Source organism: Methanosarcina acetivorans C2A, from assembly GCF_000007345.1.
In the GTDB taxonomy this organism is placed as follows: domain Archaea; phylum Halobacteriota; class Methanosarcinia; order Methanosarcinales; family Methanosarcinaceae; genus Methanosarcina; species Methanosarcina acetivorans.
The window spans coordinates 5,482,569-5,500,385 of the sequence record NC_003552.1 but is presented as its reverse complement, the minus strand read 5'-3'; the positions used below and the strand labels follow the sequence as shown (position 1 = coordinate 5,500,385).

The window sequence follows — 17,817 nt, the reverse complement described above, 5'->3', positions numbered from 1 at the left end:
CAAAGGTATGAAAAGGGTCTTTAAGGCGGTTAAATTCTAAAAAATTCTGTTTCCTGAGAAGAAGATTTAATTTTCCTTCTCAGTTCCGATTTCTTACGTTTACAAGTAAAGTTGAGAACATTTTTCTGAACATGGGATCCTCGTGGAGGGTTATTGCATAATAGATGACCGTCATGATCACGGCTGCAAATATTATCAGGTAAAAGTTTGTAGAAATCAATTCTATCAGAATTAGCGGGATCGAAACGATGACGCCTATTGTAGAATATTTTATAAGAATTCCTGCGCTTTCTTTCTTGCTAATTCCTGCAAGCCCTAGCAGGTATGCATTGTTCCAGAGCCAGAACACAATTCCTGTAAAACTGTAAAGGGCAAGGGCAAACTCGGGGTCTCCGTAAGTTCCCCCGATAACCAGGGATATTATCCTTGAAGCAAGGAGAACTATACTGAAGGTGAGCCATACTTTCTGTTTTTCATATATGTTATAGAGAGTTGAGATCGGAGAAGAAAGAAAAACCAGAAAGATCCAGGGCACAAGGATTCTTACATATGTTCCTGAAATACCCCAGTTTTCTCCAAAAGCAAAAACGAAAATCTGCTCTCCGAGGATCATCAGGAGTATCATAGGGAAGAGTCCTATTGAAATCAGCTTTTTGTAAACCTCCTCAACTATAGTCTTCATGTCTCCTTCCACATTCCCGTTCTTAACCTCACTTACTTTCTGGAAAAAGACCTGGCCTATAGCGGTGCCGACAATTCCCATTGGCAGGTTTACAACCTGATTTGCAAGTGAAAAATGTCCCACAACTGATGTAGTGTAAAAGTATGCAAGTAAAAAAGAAGGGACCTGCGGAGAAATAGTGTTTGCGATCGATGACCAGGAGCTGAATAACGGAAATTTTTTGTACTGGATGGCCATCTCTTTCATTCTTTTAATTGAAACCTGTTTGAAAACCTTAATATCTTTTTTTATGCCCTTAAGCATGATAAGGTCTGCAAATGCATACCCTGCAATGAATCCGCCAATCAGACCCAATGGGGTAATAATCAATTTCGCAAATCCTATTTGAAATAACTTTGACGTTAAGGTGTTCGAAACTCTGGATCCTGCAATGACTCCGAAACGGGTTTTTCTTGAAAGCCAGTAATTTTGCACAAAAAACATCCCATTAAGGAATATTATTAACGGAAGAAGAGGAAGGTATTTTGAAATCCCAGGGGTCTTGAAAATATTGTCAATATTATCTGGAATGAGCAAAGTCACTATGCCTGTGATTAAAGTCATAAGAGTTACCAGTAAGGTACACAGGGCAGTGACATTTGCAGCATCCTCTTCTGTCTTTGGCAGCATAATTGCAAGCTGGTACGAAAAAGTAGAAACAATCACAAGTACGCCTGAGATTGCTATAAAAAGCTGAAAAATTCCAAAATCATCTGGATTATAAATTCTTGTGATTACAGGTATTAGAATTATACCTAGGAGCTGTGCAGTAACACTTCCGGAAACAAGTTTTAGTACGTTCGTGATGAAGTTCGACATGGGGTTTCCAACTTTGAAATACATTAATCCTGTTTTTTGTCGTAGATGGGGTTTTCCACACCGGCGACTTATATAATAGTTTCCAATGAATCTTTATTTTTTGACTTCTTTACTTTCTTTAAGGTAAGCCAGCACCTCTGAATTGTCATACACCAGTGCATACTCCGGAGCATCGAAGCTGTTGAAGAACTCTGCTGGCAACGGCTTGATAATGTTTACCCCGTATCTATCCGGAACATTTATGGATATTGGTTCCCGAAGGGTTGCTCTTCTTAGCAGTACCAGATGCTCGCCGCTGATCTCTCCCGACTCTACCTGGTTCGTATTGAAGTATGTTGCGTTATCCACATTGTATCCCGGGTCTCGATAAAAAAGACAGCTGTCATAGGGGGCATCCATCAGAATGTTTCCTGAATACACTGCAGATAGTGTTTTCACAGGCTGGATTTCAATGTTCTTAAACTGGTTCCTTACAGTTGTTTCTTTTCCTACAAGAGGGTTGTCTTTATTAATTCCCGGCGTAGTGACCATTACGAATGAGAAGAACAACATTATTATGAAAATTGCAGAAATTTTTGCCTTTTTGGAGTTAAACAGGCTTACCAGCTTTAACATATATGAGGCAGCTACAAGTACCAGAAACACTGCTATTAGCGGGAACCACCTGCTTGTAAGGAAATTTCTCATACCCAGTAAAGGAATCCCGTAAGCAAAGCTATACAGAATTACAACAACCAGAGCAATTGAAAACTTATCGATTTTTTCGGCGTCCCTGCGGGAAAACCAAGTCAAGACTCCTCCTATTGCAAAGAAAGGAAGGGCAAGGTAACTTATGTGAAGTATTAGTGTTTCCATTGAGTTTTGATTGGTTGCAGTCCCCATTATAAGCTCATCGCTTGAGTAACTGGATCCGGCCTGAAGTACATCTATAAGAGGTCTGAAGATCATCTCAAAAAAAGAGGTCCCTGGAGTGACATATGTAAACATCCAGTAGGTTTGCAGACAAATAACAAAAAAGAGGATGTAATTAAAACTGAACGTTGAAGTGGGTAAACTCTCATAAAGGTGGTTGTGCAGGAATTTTCCCACTATAATCGAAATTATTGCCAGAAGAACCACAAAAGTCGTTAACTGGTGGGTCAGTACTATCAGAACCGTAGCCATGAGTAGAATTCCTGTCTGCGTCAAGCCCGGCTTTTCACTAAAGATTGCATAGAGGATAATTATGAAATAGCAGAGAACCAGGGAACCCGGGGTTATATTTGTAATCCCGCTAACGATATTGTGATTATTTAAATTTATTAATAAGGCTGCAAGCAAGCCCATCTGAGGGCCTTCGAGTTTCTTTCCTATAAGGTAAATCCCCGCCGTGCTGAAAATATCGGCAAATCCTATAGAATAAAAGAAGCTGTCCTTGATGTCTAGCCCACCCATCAACTGGGTTATAGAGACAAAAATGTGGGCAAGTGGGTAATAGAAATATTTGCTGCTGACCTCAATCGGAGGAACAGCTCCTGTCTCAGTAATCAGTTTTGCCATGCCTGCATGGAAATAAGCGTCATAACCCATGAGGCTCGGGAAATTATAATAAATTCCGGCTCTTATAAGGATTGAAAGAAGGAATATCTGCAGCAGTATCGGAGCTACCTTGTCTCCTTTTCTTACATAAAGGATTTCCGAAGCTATGATTGCTGCAAGTGTGCATATCAGTATAAAATACGATATCGGTCTGTAATACAGGTTCATGCTGTATACGAGCACACTTATCAGAAACACGAGATAAAAGGAAAGGTTGAGTCTATTTTTTAACCTGTCTTTTTCTGAGGAAACGGGAGCCTCACTCTTGAATTTTTTTCTGAATAAAAAATAGATTAAGCAGGCAGAAAGCACGGCAGTTCCGATGTCCTTCTGGTTTAAATTAATCAGGTAATATAATGAAACAATGAACACGCCTAAGCTGAATCCCATTGCACTGAGAATCGTGTCCAGGTTTCCGGTAAGCCTATCTTTAAAAACTTTTATGGTTTCCATACGACCCACAACATAATAACTTTCTTTAGGATTATATAGTTTCCCGATGAAACATATTCCATCCTAAATGCGGTTAAGTTCTCCTTCGGGTTCCTCAGCGCTGAAGGTAAAATCTTTACTTCCTGTTCACCTGCATATTTACATGCATCTTCCCTGCAAAAGAGGCGAATTCATTGATTGGATCCTTATGAATTTTACCTGGCTGCAGCTTCAGATTTCAATCATTTTTTCTTCCTGGTATGACTGGATTGCAGCCAGTGCCACTTCCAGGGCATGCTTCCCCTCTTCCCCTGAGGGCATCGGGCAGGTTCCATCCCTTGCGCAGCAGATAAAATGGGAGAGTTCTTTTTGCAGAGGTTCGGCTTTTTCTACCCTGGCTTTCTGGACCCATCCATCGTTGTGGAGCTCCACACTTTGATCAAGGTAATCCAGATATGCAACCCCCTTCAGGCCAACAGCTGTAAGCTTCCGAATTTTGTGAGGAGTAAGCCAGTTTGTTTCCACAAGCCCCGAGTATTCATGGTTAAGGCGAAGGTGAATTGTCGCATGGTCTTCAAAAGAGTGAATATCCGAGCCTGCTACGGCGTATACCTGGTTAATCTTCATTCCATAGATGCAAGAGATTATATCTATGTCGTGAACCCCAATATCCAGGATTACTCCCACATCTCTTATCCTGGGATTGTAAGGACCGACTCTTCTGGTTGAAACGGAGACGACTTTCCCTAGAGTTCCCGAATCAATGATTTCTTTTAATTTCAGAACCGCAGGGTTAAATCTCTCGATATGCCCGACCATAAGGTGCCTGTCCATTTCTTCCGCGGATTCGATCATTGCAGTTGCATTTTCCACACTGTCTGCAATAGGTTTTTCTACAAGCACGTCCACCCCGGCTCTAAGGGCGTCAAGCACTATAGGGCAATGAAGGGTAGTTGGAGCTGCGATACTTATCGCGTCAAGTTTCGTTTTCTCGAACATTTTTTTATGGTCTGCAAAAGGCAGTGTACCATATCTTACCGCAAGCCCTTTTACCCTTGAAGTATTGGGATCGGAAATCCCTATCAGTTTTACGCCTTCCATTTCACTATAGATCCTGACGTGGTTCTCCCCCATGTAACCGGTTCCGACCACTCCTACACGTATCAATTATTCTACCCCCCGGAATGATTTATATCAGGTTTTCTGTCTCTATTCGTCTGATGTTCTGCTAATCAGACGGGATAATTTTCACACAGGTAGTGTGCTATCAGTAAACAAAGATCAATTTTTACAAGAAAGATTTTGAGTTCTTACTGATTTTTCAGATGGCTTCAATCCAGTTTTTTTTTTCATATTGTTCCTTTCATCCTATGGAAGCCTTCAGAATGCAGGTAAGTCGAATCTCAAACTCTTTTTCCCCAAATTAACGGCATATGCCTTCCTTATTATGCCTTCTCCCCCTAAATTCATAAATATTTTTAGAATATACGTTTCAGCCTTACATCAATATTTTTTGTCAGTAATCGCTGACTATGCGCATATATTGAACTCTTCTGCCTAATTTTTTGAAGCCTATTAAAACTTTTCATATTTTGCTTGAATTCTTCTGAACTAAAAAAACCCACTTGCCGCTTCCAGTGCTCTCAGGGATGACTATATAGGTGTGCTTTTTTGTCCCTTTACTTTCTATTCTGCAGCTCCTTCTTTCTTTATGACGGCAGGGTAAATAAGTTCTCTGTATATATGTTATTTTTTCCGGAAAGGCTGCTTCCTGAATTCCAAAGACTTTTCAGCCATTTATTTTCTCTGTTATTTTCTTCCTGCGATAACCACGTCATTTTTCTCAATGGGATATTGATTGTTATGCTATTTTTTCTCGTATCAACTTGTGCAGGGTAGTTAAATTCTTTCATGTACTGGTTCCTGAGAGTAATGCTATGATATGTGACGCGGTCGGAGCATACAATTAATATATTACTGCACCACTTATAATTTTTTTATAGTTTTTCCATGTTCCCATGATATCCGAAAAAATAACGTTGAAACATCATATATCATTTCGTTTGGATTCGGTTAAGGAACAAAACATCAAAAAGTGCTATTTTTTATGCAACATATAAGCGGATTCTATTGGAAAAACACTACACGTCGTATTCGAAGTTGTGCATAAAATTCGTTAACCGATGACAAAAGTATATCATTTTAATCAAATGACAGGGAGTTTTCCATTTTTCCAGTTACGGAGGGAGCGTAAACTTGTAATGGATAAACTTGCTTTTGCCGTAAATCCACCTGTTGAGTATGCTCTCTTTTAAGTATCCAGAATATATGCCTTATCTTTCCGGGATTCCGAAGGTTCAAAAACCGAAATCCGGGAGTTCTGGTTCTTTCTTATATACGCTCAACTCTTTATTTAATAAAAGAAGTATCCCCCTAAGTTATTAATATTTTAACAGATAATTTTCAATAAAATTTTAACTTTATATATATTTTCGTTTAAAAATCTTTTAAATGATAGCCTTTAATATTTTTGCATTTATACACATACAGGGGGTTATAGTATAATGCATATTCATAAGGGGGTGGAAAGGGTTTGTATTCGGCCCTTACGCTTTGTCTTAGTTCTCTAATTTCCAATCCTACCAGTATAGTTTCATCGCCGTCTCAACTTTCCGATAGGCATCTAAGGCACGAGTTTACGGTTTTGATTCCGGCTCAAAACGAAGAAGCTTCCATAGGAAGCAAAGTCCTGCTTGCGGCAAGTTACTCAGACCGCGTACTTGTGCTTGACAAAGGGTCTACTGACCGAACTATGGAAGTGGCATCTCTTGGTGGGGCAAGAGTTGTTCCCTTGGTAGGAGGAGAGGAAGCCCTGCTCAAAGTCCTTTACAGGGTATCCCTTGATTCCGAGCTTGTTGTTCTTATCTATCCTGAGTGCATGCAGGACATAGACCTGATTTCTCATGTCCTTGAGCCGTTGAGGCTGGGATTTGACCTGTCGGTAGGTTCCTGGCCCTGTAGGGTTTCCTGTGAACAGGAAACAGTCATGCTTCTGAACAGGAAAAGTACCTTCAAAGAAAAGATAGGTTTTCTTGCCGTGACTTCGAAAGCACTTCAGGATATTAACTCAGGCAAAGAGCATCTGTCTTTGAACTCCCTGCTTTCTGCTGCGAAATCCGAAAAACTTAAGGTTAACTACCTGAGCTTTGACGTTGACCCGGCATTCAGAAAGCTTGAAAGCACCCGTATAGGGGTAGTAGTGCCTGCCTATAACGAAGAACTGCTTATCGGAGAGACCTTGAACGGGATTCCGGAATATGTTGACCGGATCTATGTTATCGATGATGGGAGTACTGACCGGACCGGAGAAATTGTAAAAAAGTTCGGAGACTCGAGAATCGTTTATCTGCGCCACGAAGTAAACAAAGGTGTCGGAGCAGGGATCATTGACGGGTACAAGCTTGCTCTAAAAGACGAAATGGATATTGTAGCAGTTATGGCTGGGGATAACCAGATGGACCCTACCCAGCTTCCGAGATTGATCTTCCCGATTATTGAGGGACTGGCCGACTATACAAAGGGCAACCGGCTTCTCTCAGACAATTTCATGGCCGGGATGAGCAGGTGGAGGTCTTTTGGAAACCTCCTGCTAAGTTTCCTGACTAAAATAGGAAGTGGATACTGGCATATCATGGACCCGCAGAACGGGTATACAGCCATTTCCAGGCAGGCTCTTGAGGTTATCGATCTGGACTCCGTTTATCCTTACTACGGCTACTGTAACGACCTGCTGATCAAGCTCAACGCCTTTGGAATGAGGGTCATGGACGTGGTAATTCCTGCCCGTTACGGCAGAGAAAAATCTTCCATAAGGTACAGTAAGTATATCCGTAAGGTTTCACCAATGCTTTTCAGGGGTTTTCTCTGGAGGCTCAGGATCAAATACACGGTGCTTGACTTCCATCCTCTGGTGTTGTTCTACTTCCTCGGGATGTTCGCCTTGCCTTTGAGCGTCCTCCTTGGGATCTGGGGACTTTTGCAGCTATTGCTTCAAAATCCGCTTCCATCCTATTACCCACTGCTCGGTTTCCTTGTACTGGGTACCGGACTTCAGATGCTCCTGTTCGGAATGCTCTTTGATATGCAGGTTGAAAAGAAAAAGAATGAAAAGGTAGGACTTGCTCGTTGAGGTCCGGAAGTAAAACTTCCAGGTCCTTCCCTTAAGTATTTTGTTTAATAAACAACCCATCTGTTTAATCCGGGATCTTTTAATCCTCTCTTTTTTATCCCGGATTTCCTACTCGGAGCTGTATTTAGTCAACATTTTTTTATTCGGCTCCCCGTAAAAATAACAATTTATTCCTATCCCCAGAATTTCCGAAATGAACGTAGGAGATAATTCCTGTTTGAATGAGCTTTCAAGCATTTTTACCAGGTATTCAAGGCCTGTATAATAATGGATCCTTAGGAAAACTCCATCCAAGCAGAGTCCAGAAAAAAGCTTGAGGGCGTCCAAACATGATCTTCCTGGATATGGAAAAAAGAACTAAAAACAGGGGCAAATACTCTGGGATCTCTTCTTTTTTGATACAGGTAAATTCCTGCAAGAACAAGATGACAGCTGAACAACAGGGTATACCCTATCATAAGCCCATTCGAAAAGGTCGATGCAAATATTACTTTCCCTATCGGCTTGTCTATAAGGTCAGGTAAAAGGGCTCCAAGAGCGAGATACCTTAAATCTATTGCGGATTTCAGGCTAGGGATAATTACCCCGAGTCCGACGAATATCCCCCGCGTTATTCCATGATGTCCGAAAAGAAGCATCGAAGGACATGAAGAGTCTTCATTTATATCTATATGTTGCCTGTACCTTATATGCCCGTACTCTTTACTGGGTCCGAATTATATTGTTTTGTCTGAATTATATTGCTTTATTATTTTGGCTTGTATTGCTTATCTCATTCTGGTTTGTATTGCTTATCTCATTCTGGTTTGTATTATTCGTTCACTTATTCATTTACATACTCTATAGTAAGTTTTGGCCTCTGGGCTTTGTTTTGCCATTCCGAACTGTAAAATGCAATATAATTGCTGCTTTCACTGCGGGCTTTGATCAGGAAACCGGTATTTTCGTATTCTCCACTGACATATTCTTTTACGAGCTCGGTTACATCCAGTTCATAATACCTGTTGTCAGGAAGGGTACTGCCTTTAATGGTAATCGTAGCATATGGCATGCTGCCCTGCAGAACATCGTTCCTGTCGTACCAGTCTCCTCCCGGGTTCTGCCAGGGGGTTTCTATTTCTCTTTCTTCCCAGGTAACGTGTTCCTCACACCATTTTTCCGGCCTGTAAACTTCCAGAACAATATCTTCCGGCCTGGCTTCTTCAGGGTAATACCAGAACAGAGAAAGGGTTGCCTTTTCAATACTGTCTGTTTCATCCAGCTGCTTCAGTTCAAACAGCATAACGTCCCTGTATATTCCTCCACCCGGCCTTTCTCCCACATCTATATATTCGGTTTCCCTGTACGTCGTGTTAGGAGCTTCTTCTTTCAGCCGGTTGTCCGAGGCAACCGAAAGTGAGATGATTTTTAGGTTTTCTTCCTCCGATTCTCCCGAAGCAAAACCCAAAAACGTATTTTTCACAAACCCTACCATTTTTGAGATCGCCCTTTCAATATATGATCCTTCTTCCTGTCCCATGCCGTGCTCGATCTCAGGTGGCGTTTCCTGCGGTCCGGCATTTATGGCGTCTGCGCAGGGCAGATTTTGCACTGAAGACCCGTTTTTACCTATCTGTTCGATAAGTGCGGGATCGGCCTGTACATCCGAAGTAGAGCTGGCATACATGTAGTCTCCGCCCAAATTGTTTGAGAGGCAGTTGTTTTCAAGGATGAATGAGTGGGTGTTTTGCAATTTGTTATAAAATGCATAACCTTCCCCGGCTGTAGGGCTTGATTGGGTATTTATTATTATATTATTTCGTGCGATGGTTGTGTAGTTTGAGCCCGGAGCTGAAAACTCTTCATCTACTTCTTTATGGGCAATTGCTGCCCCGTAGCAGCTATCGAATATGTTGTTTTCTATCAGGGTGTCGTAAAAACCGTTGAGGACAATTCCTCCTGACCAGTCAGCTCCGGCATTAATACCGGTTTTATAAAATTTATTATTGTGAATGTACACGTCTTTTGCAGAGTCTTTTGAATATTCGGACCCGTAGCCTGTAATCCAGATGCCTGCAGTATTTGTTTCATAAATCAGGTTGTTGTAGATTTCGATATCATTCATTGCTGTTGAAGCGCCTGCTTTCTGGATTTCAATTCCTGCTCCTCCTTCCCCTTCGGAATTGATGACGTTGTTATAGAATTTAACGTGGTTTCCATTATATACTCTGAGTCCGCTGTTTGTTCTGCACGTTATCCTGTTGTTCCAGGCTTCTATGTTCGAAGAATAGATTATGTAAAGAGCGTCATGCCCGAGTTTATAGACGGTGTTATTGTAAAACTGAATATTGGATCCTTTCACCACTTTCAGCCCATCGCCGTGGTTGTCGTGCATATACATATCGTAAACCTGAATATTTTTACAATTTAGGAAATGGATCAGGTTGTGGTACCCTTTCCCTCTGCTTTTTTCTTTATTCCCATCGTGGTTCCCGTCAATCTCAAAGCCTCTTATTGTAATATTATGGTTTTCCGAACTATCGATCTGGGTAATCAGGGGTTTCTCTAATGGCCAGTCTGCCTTATCTTCAAGTTTTATCACAGCTGTGGAGTCCCCTTCCAGGATTGTATCGCTACCAATGAAGATGCTGTCCGAGATGACGTATGTGTTGGGGCCTTTCAAATGAACGGTTGTGTACTCCGGGTTTTCTGTAACGTATGCGAGGGCTTTGTTAATCTCGACATGGTCATCGGTTCCATCACAATTGAAATCTCCACTCCCGTCGGTATTTACATAAACAGTCTGTTCGGGCGGGGCATTTGAGAGAGCAATAGTTACAATTGTAACAAGAGTTATAAGAGTTAAGATCAGGATCCCTTTTCTCTTTTTTTCCCCCAGTCTGTATATCTGCTGATTTTCGTTCATTTTATACCCCCGATACACTTAACTATAAATCTCTAAGCTTAAAAAAGGTTATCTGTTGGGAGGCGCAAAAAAACTTTAACGGTAAAGTCCCGGTTATATCCTGCTTTCAGCAGGTAACTTGTTTTTTTCAGAATATTTTTACTGATGGCGTTTTTACTGAAAGACACATTATCCCTGATACTAAACATTATTGCAAAAATGGTTCATTGTTTATATATGCCGTGAGATCTGAGTTGTATGTTAACCAGTTTCAAACCAATTATATATTTATGAAACGTATGAAAAACACAATCAATAAAAATCCTCAAAATCTAATGTCGACCTGTCGAATATAGGTTATATTCTTAGTTCCTCATTTTTAAGTGCATAAATGTCGTTCGATCTTATATTAGGCAGGTCGACATTATGAATTAAATATTTTTGCTGATATTGTTTTTTAAACATTCTGCAAATTTGTAATATACTTGAAGCTGGTTAACATATGACTCAAATCTTACGCCTTATATAAGTAACGAACCATTTTTGCAGTAATGTTTAATGTGGAAGAAAATGTGTTTTCCCACAAAAACGCTATCAGTAAAACTACTTGGAAAAAATCAAGTTACCTGCCGAAAGTAGGTTCGATGCTGACTTATGTGTTCAAACTTAAGCGCATCAGATATAAGGTATCATCCATAAAACCGCAATCAATTGACTTCATAAATTTGCAGAAAAGCATGTATCCCACATTCCGCAGTATTTTTTCAAAAATCAATATTTTCCCTGATAGCGTTTTTGAAACAAATCAAATTAATTTGGACTTTTAATGGAACTTGGTGAAAATTGAATGATATCGTTTTTTTGTCTCTATGATACACCATATAGCTGCTTTACCTCCTGCATAAAAGTCCAATAAATCCACTTTTTATTGAAAATCGATAGCAGGAAAAAATGTGAATATGCGAAAATTTACTGCGGAAAGTGGGATGTATGTACCTAAAAAGGCGGAAGTCAGGTTATATTCGTATCCACAAACCTGTAAAGACTGATCCTTAAGTAAAGAATTCTCAAATCTCTTTTAAAATTATTGCACCACAGGTCTGGAAGTCATAACCTTTAAGGTTGGTAGAAGAATCTGGCTAAACCAGATAGTGTTTTAGCCTGAATTTTTTCTTATATAAAAATGAGCTGGAAAAACTCAAAGGCTGGTTACGGAGATTTTATTCTCTCCGCATTTCCAGCTTCTCTGAGTTCTTTTCCTGAAGTCAGGGTTTTTATGCTACAGCTTTCTCTTCTATATTCAGCGTTGGACGCTTGTCTTTGTCTTCGATATCGCTGCTGTAGAATGCTACATAATCCGCATTTTCGTTTTGGGTCTTGATCAGGAACCCTGTATTTTCGTACTCGCCGCTGACGTATTCTTTTACGAGCTCGGTTACATTCAGCTCATAGTACCTGTTGTCCGGAATATCGCTTCCTTTCAGGGTTATCGTAGCATACGGTGCATCTCCCTGAGAGGTATTGTTCATGTCGAACCAGTCTCCTCCGGGCTGTGTCCAGAGCACTCCCGTATCCCGGCTGTTCCAGGTCACATTTTCGGGACTCCAGGCTGCAGCAGGTCTGTATATCTCCACGATCGTATCTTCCGGTCTTTCTATTCCATCAGGATAGTACCAGTAAAGGGACAGGGTTGCATTGGTAATATTCTCTGCTTCATCGTATTTGCTCAGGTCAAAAAGGATCAGGTCTCTATACCTACCTACTCCGGGCCTGCCTCCGATGTCAATATATACCTTGTCCTGGTAAACGACATCAGGAGATGCTTCCCTGAGGCGGTTGTCTATGACAATGCCTGTTGCATTTTCTTCTGTTGAAGATGTGTTCTCAGTTCCAGCTACCTGTTCAGGAGTAGTCGCTGTTACAGTGTTTTCATTAACTGTTGTCTGATCATTGGTTGTTGCAACTTCAGTTTCTTTTGTTTCCGTTGCAGCAGTTGCATTAATTGCAGTCTGGGTATCCGTTTCAGATGTCGAATCTACAGTTGTATCCTGTGAGCTTGACACACTGCCAAGAGAGCCATATCCATACCCTTTTGCTACCCAATTCTCAACACTGTGATCAGACGGTCCCAGTATGTTTGTGCCTGAACCTACCTCTACGTAAGGGGACACGTTCCACATAACATTATCATGGACGCTAATCGATCCTTTTGCATTCCAATTTCCAATGCCTGCACTGCTGCTTGATCCTTTGTAATCATGCATAATGTTGTGATGGACATTCACATTTGTCAGTGTATTTTCCAGTTCAACACAACACCAGCCAGACCCGGCGCTACCTGTGAAGGTATTATGGTCCACTTCAATATTTGCACAGTTGTCTACCCTGACACCTGTGTTGGTCTGAACCTCAACATAGCAGTTATACATTCTGGAATCCTTGGTGCCGGACAAAAATGACACGCCATCGTGTCCTGAGGATGTTATTCTACAGTTATATACATTTATTCCAGAACTTTTACTGATTCTGACACCATCACCATATAGATAGCGAGTGAATAAAATGTCGTGTACTTTACTGTTAGTCGAAGACGTGAGTTTTATGCAGTTTCGATAGTCTCCATGGCCTCCGTCACTTGGTCCAGTTGCTGTACTTTTGAATTGAAGATTAGATACTTCAACGTTAGAAACACCTGACCCGAATACATATGCAGGTGATCCCTCGGAGTTACAAACTGAACCCGTAGCATATATTATTGTGCTGTCGCCCGCACCTTTCAGTATTACATTAGATTTCAAAATTATAGGTGCACTTATCTGATAAGTACCAGCACTAAGGAGGACATATCCCGGGTTACTTGATGTTGCTCCGGCTGCTACAGAATTTATTGCGTTATTAATTGCAGTCTGGGCATTTGTTCCAGACGTCGGACTTACAGTTATTGTATTCTGTGCGCCTAACGCAGCGGGTACGGCTGTTAAAATTAGGCATGCTGCTAGGAGTAGGGCTCCTATCTGTCTTTTTAGCATCGTATCACCTTTGGGTTGGATTTGGGATTTGAGTTTCAAAAAACTTTATAGAGTTTTTTGTTGGGTTTTAGTATATTTCCCAAGGTACATACGGCAGTCAAACTAAGGCACGTCGTCAGGAATAGGGTTTCCTGCTTCATTTTTATCACCACATCACCTTTGGGTTGGATTTAGAATTTTGGTAAACTCAAAAAAACTATCGAATAGTTCTATATTTCTCCAACAGTTGATACGGTTGTTAAAATAAGACATGTTGTCAGGAATAGGGTTCCTAGATTCTTTTTTAGCATCGTATCGCCTCTGGATTGGATTTAGAATTTGAGTAAACTCAAAAACTCTAGGATAATCATATACTCTTTCCCAGATATTTCTCAAAATTCCATATTACGTACTCGTAATGTTTTTCCGAACTATCTAATTAGACCGAGTCTATATCAAATATCTAATTGTGTCGGATCTATACGGTAATTCAAAAATCCTAATTACGTCTGCGTAATATTTTTGAATCTATCCAATTCGGTTCTCTGCGTTTTGTGGGGCGGACACGGTGCAGAGGATTTTTCACTCTTTATTCTCACTTTACAAGTGGATGGTTTTTTGAGGTGGACGGACATAAGAAGCTCTGGCTCTGGACTTTTATTCAAAATTTGCCACAATTACAGGATATTTTCAGATCAAATTTCCTGTTTTTGTCAACCGTAGCTTTCAGCCCGGTCAACTCATCTGCGAAACTTTTGTTTATTTGTGTTATAATGAGTTGACTTCGGAATTTATGTGATTCTATTATAAAATATTTTTGGTATTTTTTAAAACATTTTTATAAAGATTTTGAAAATTTTATACTCTTGTACGTTCCTTAAAACGAAAAAAAGCAGTTTTTAGAGAAAAGGTTGCGTGAATTTTCGGGAACGAGCTGGTTGAATTAAGGAGTGCAGAGGTCTCCTTTATCTGTTTTTTTTAATTAAGACCATTTTGGGTGCGTAGTGATCTTTCTTTCCAACCTACAGGAGTTACACTTAAATAATTGTGGCTGTCTTTTCTCCTCATAATTGCTCAACAAGAAGATTCGAGTTAAATTATTTTGTTTTCTTCACTTCTCTTTCGGCTAAAATGAAACGATTCTAATGCTATTGTTTTCATCCTAATTGGATTTATGCCATTCCTGCTTTCTTCCAGGCTCAAAACCTGAAATTTCAACATTGTAACTTATCTTTTGTAACTTCTCTTTATTCCTATTCTAAAACTTCGCTTTTCCTGTTCTAAATCTTATTCCTAATGTTAGGTCGGTTCACGGGTGTGTGCAAGAACCTCCTGAAAGGAATTTTGCAATGGTCCTTCATTGGTCATCGGTTGAGGAATTTTCTTGCCTGAAGGATATCGATTTTGCACCAAAAGTCGCCTTAAATTTTGTCCTCTTTACATGAACTCGATACCCAGTTCCAACTCCCGATGGGATACAGTTTTTGAGAACTGTTACGAAAATGGAGGCAATTTATCATGATTCCTCACTTAACCGAAGACGCATGAATGGTCCTTTAATGGAACGGGGGAAATTGGCTTAATTAACACACAACGTAGTTTCACTTTTTCCCTTTGTCTATTATCTATTTCTAGTAAAGTACATTTTTTCTTTCCAAACTGACTTTCCCGCTGTTCTATTCAACTACATTTCTTAAATTCAACTACATTTCTTAAAACTCAAATCAATATGACATTGATACAGGATAAACAGCTTCAGTAGCCGAACCTCACTTATCAAAGTTTTGAGTTCGTCCACTACATCCAGAAATGCTTTTTCTGGAGTTTCCGTAAACTGTAGAATCCACTCCTTATCCTGTGGACTAATACAATAATACTTTTTCTCTCTCCGGCAGCACAATTAATATTCAGGAGTCTGGCAGAGATTATTTTTCGAGCCTGCCTTTTTTCTCAAAGACGTGGAATTCTGTTCGATATGCTGGAAATTTGGGAAAAGATCTCTTTTTTTCAATTGGTTTGTAACTCAAAAGCTGTTTCAGATATTAGCAGTTCCAATAAACGTTCTGGGTTACGAATCTTCAAGTATCGGCTTAAAAAACCAGTTAAAACGGTTTTATCAGAGCTCTCACCTTGGAATCTCTTATAATAATCTCCTTCTTATAAGTCTCTATAACAATACATTCGTAATATATTCCCCAAAAAAGATTTCTATCTGTTTTGTTTCAGGAAAATCCACACCTCTTTTTTCCGGGAAAACAATTGTATTCATGAATTAGCTTGCTTTGAATGAAGCCTTCATATTTTACTAAATGTCTGGTCAGACGATTTGTGGGGGACATCTATTATTTATACTTATCTCCCTGGTAAAATTTTCTTTATTTTGTTTTCGCCGTTACAGTAATTTTTCATTAATTCAGTGTTTCTTAGTTCTTTTCTTTCTTCTGATGTCTCAAAAAATCTTTTATACTCTAGAGATGTTATTTTAGCTGGGGAAGCTTTCTAAGCCAGTGGGGAATGCATAGTTGCTAAATTACCACTTTTAGTGGAACTCTCAATCTGGTTTCACAATGAAGCAAATGTTCGGGGTGAGGGGTTTTAATGTCCGGTAGTCTTTCAGTTACTGTAGATCTTGAAGATTGGTATCATATTCCTTCTGTCTGCAGTTCTCCGTTTTCGGTTTACAGGAATGTAGACGAATTCTTCAAGAACTGGAACGGAAGGTATGATTTCTTAAGTGAGCCCACGAAAAGGGTGCTGAATCTTCTTGATGAGTTTAACATAAATGCTACTTTCTTTGTAGTTGCGGATACAATCGAACACTACCCTGGCTTGGTAGAGTTAATTGTAGATCGGGGACATGAACTTGCCTGTCACGGGTTGAACCACGCCTGTAAAATAGATCCTAAAACGAAAAGACCTTTAATGAGTGTGGAAGAGTTTGAGCAGAGAACTCTGGTTGCAAAGAAAATGCTCGAAAAAATCAGCGGAGAAAAGCTGGTTGGCTACAGAGCACCAAACGCTCTGGTAGGCGGGTGGATGATCGATTCCCTTGAAAAAATGGGATTTAAGTATGATTCGTCCGTTTCCGTGAATTCCTTTTACAACAAAACGGATTCATCTCTCAGAAACGTTTCTTCTTTTCCTTATTATCCTGAGGAAAACGAACTTGAAGCAAGCAGTGACCGGAACTTTATCGAGTTCCCCTGGGCTTATTGCCAGCACGGGTTAAAGTTTCCCTCATCAGGCGGGCCTATGCTTCGATTCCTGGGGTCTTCATTCATACTTGACGGGCTTACGCAGAGTCTTAAAAGAGGGCACACAATTTTCTATTTCCATCCTCTGGATATCTCCTGTGCAAGATTTCCCTCTCTTGGAAATAGAAGGCCATTTTACTGGTGCATAAAAGGGAGGCTTGTTGAAGAGAGAATCCGGCATGTCTTGGGTAAGATGAGCGAAGTTGAGAAAATATGCTTGAGGGATTATCCGGGAGTATCATGCGTTTAAAAGGAAACTTCTCAGTGTTCTAAAAAAATTTTGGGCAGAAATTTGCCTTTTCCTGCTTTTTGAATGTTTCCTGCTCCCTGAACTGATTTTATCTCTAATATCTAATTCTGAACATAGTCAGGAAGTCTAAGAGTGGCGGGATTTGTAAAGAAACCGAATTCTTGTCCCTTAAATCTTATTTTCGGAAAACCGCTTTCTAGATCTTTCAGGGCTCTACGATCTATTTTTAATTAATGGATATTTATATATCTTAATGGACAGAAATTTGTGACTTATTCATATATCTCAATAATGATGGAAATATAATGAAGGTCTGTAGATTACGTGTGTAAAAACCCGAAAGCCTTTAATTCTTAAGGATTTTTATCTATGATAAAATTACTTTTATTGATAATAAGTATCTTAACCTGAGCATCAAGCACAACAATTAATTATTTGTTGAGCGATTGGATACCAGAAAAATAAAAAGGAGAAATTATAAGGAAATTTTTAGATAGAAGGAAATCTTGAGAACGGAAGTTTACCTGCAGCAGACTGCCTGTAGAAGCGTATTCTATGAGAGTAGAGTCGCTGTAAGGGAAGTCCTTATATACAGGTAAGGAAACTGGGTTTTGCAACTTTCTGGAAGGATGGGGACACATTGTCTATACTTAATAATAAAATCTTAAACTTTATAACATCG

9 protein-coding genes are annotated in these 17,817 nt (G+C 40.0%); 2 read left to right on the top strand and 7 right to left on the bottom strand.

Annotated elements, in window-relative coordinates; all coding sequences use genetic code 11:
* Positions 1-79 precede the first annotated feature (79 nt).
* From MA_RS23240 to MA_RS23225, 4 genes are all read right to left on the bottom strand, one after another.
* Positions 80-1,540, bottom strand: coding sequence for a lipopolysaccharide biosynthesis protein (locus tag MA_RS23240; RefSeq protein WP_048066597.1), 1,461 nt, complete (start codon positions 1,538-1,540; stop codon positions 80-82).
* Positions 1,541-1,633: 93 nt separating this feature from the next.
* On the bottom strand, positions 1,634-3,571 hold the full coding sequence (locus MA_RS23235; RefSeq protein WP_048065991.1) for a hypothetical protein: 1,938 nt from the start codon (positions 3,569-3,571) through the stop codon (positions 1,634-1,636).
* Between the two features lie 210 nt (positions 3,572-3,781).
* Positions 3,782-4,717, bottom strand: a complete 936-nt coding sequence (locus MA_RS23230) for a UDP-N-acetylglucosamine 3-dehydrogenase (protein WP_011024326.1) — start codon at positions 4,715-4,717, stop codon at positions 3,782-3,784.
* A gap of 542 nt (positions 4,718-5,259) precedes the next feature.
* Positions 5,260-5,463: a hypothetical protein gene (locus MA_RS23225; protein ID WP_048065990.1), complete on the bottom strand. Its 204-nt coding sequence runs from the start codon at positions 5,461-5,463 to the stop codon at positions 5,260-5,262.
* 680 nt (positions 5,464-6,143) lie between these two features.
* On the opposite strand from MA_RS23225, the gene MA_RS23220 reads away from it, so the two are divergent.
* Positions 6,144-7,739 carry a glycosyltransferase family 2 protein gene (locus MA_RS23220; RefSeq protein ID WP_011024324.1) on the top strand — a complete coding sequence of 532 codons (1,596 nt, stop codon included), beginning with the start codon at positions 6,144-6,146 and terminating at the stop codon, positions 7,737-7,739.
* Positions 7,740-8,014: 275 nt separating this feature from the next.
* Here MA_RS23220 and MA_RS23215 read toward each other — a convergent pair whose 3' ends face one another.
* The 3 genes from MA_RS23215 to MA_RS23205 form a co-directional block, all read right to left on the bottom strand.
* Positions 8,015-8,377: a hypothetical protein gene (locus MA_RS23215; protein ID WP_011024323.1), complete on the bottom strand. Its 363-nt coding sequence runs from the start codon at positions 8,375-8,377 to the stop codon at positions 8,015-8,017.
* Positions 8,378-8,562: 185 nt separating this feature from the next.
* Positions 8,563-10,644, bottom strand: a complete 2,082-nt coding sequence (locus MA_RS23210; RefSeq protein ID WP_048065989.1) for a disaggregatase related repeat-containing protein — start codon at positions 10,642-10,644, stop codon at positions 8,563-8,565.
* Between the two features lie 1,253 nt (positions 10,645-11,897).
* Positions 11,898-13,652, bottom strand: coding sequence for a disaggregatase related repeat-containing protein (locus MA_RS23205; RefSeq protein WP_048065988.1), 1,755 nt, complete (start codon positions 13,650-13,652; stop codon positions 11,898-11,900).
* Positions 13,653-16,229: 2,577 nt separating this feature from the next.
* Here MA_RS23205 and MA_RS23195 point away from each other — a divergent pair.
* Positions 16,230-17,135, top strand: coding sequence for a polysaccharide deacetylase family protein (locus tag MA_RS23195; RefSeq protein ID WP_011024318.1), 906 nt, complete (start codon positions 16,230-16,232; stop codon positions 17,133-17,135).
* Positions 17,136-17,817 lie beyond the last annotated feature (682 nt).

Excerpts from the sequence above, each read along its gene's own strand:
- MA_RS23235 (WP_048065991.1), bottom strand. The coding sequence starts at position 3,571 with ATGGAAACCATAAAAGTTTTTAAAGATAGGCTTACCGGAAACCTGGAC.
- MA_RS23240 (WP_048066597.1), bottom strand. The coding sequence starts at position 1,540 with ATGTCGAACTTCATCACGAACGTACTAAAACTTGTTTCCGGAAGTGTT.
- MA_RS23195 (WP_011024318.1), top strand. The coding sequence starts at position 16,230 with ATGTCCGGTAGTCTTTCAGTTACTGTAGATCTTGAAGATTGGTATCAT.
- MA_RS23215 (WP_011024323.1), bottom strand. The coding sequence starts at position 8,377 with ATGCTTCTTTTCGGACATCATGGAATAACGCGGGGGATATTCGTCGGA.
- MA_RS23205 (WP_048065988.1), bottom strand. The coding sequence starts at position 13,652 with ATGCTAAAAAGACAGATAGGAGCCCTACTCCTAGCAGCATGCCTAATT.
- MA_RS23210 (WP_048065989.1), bottom strand. The coding sequence starts at position 10,644 with ATGAACGAAAATCAGCAGATATACAGACTGGGGGAAAAAAAGAGAAAA.
- MA_RS23225 (WP_048065990.1), bottom strand. The coding sequence starts at position 5,463 with ATGAAAGAATTTAACTACCCTGCACAAGTTGATACGAGAAAAAATAGC.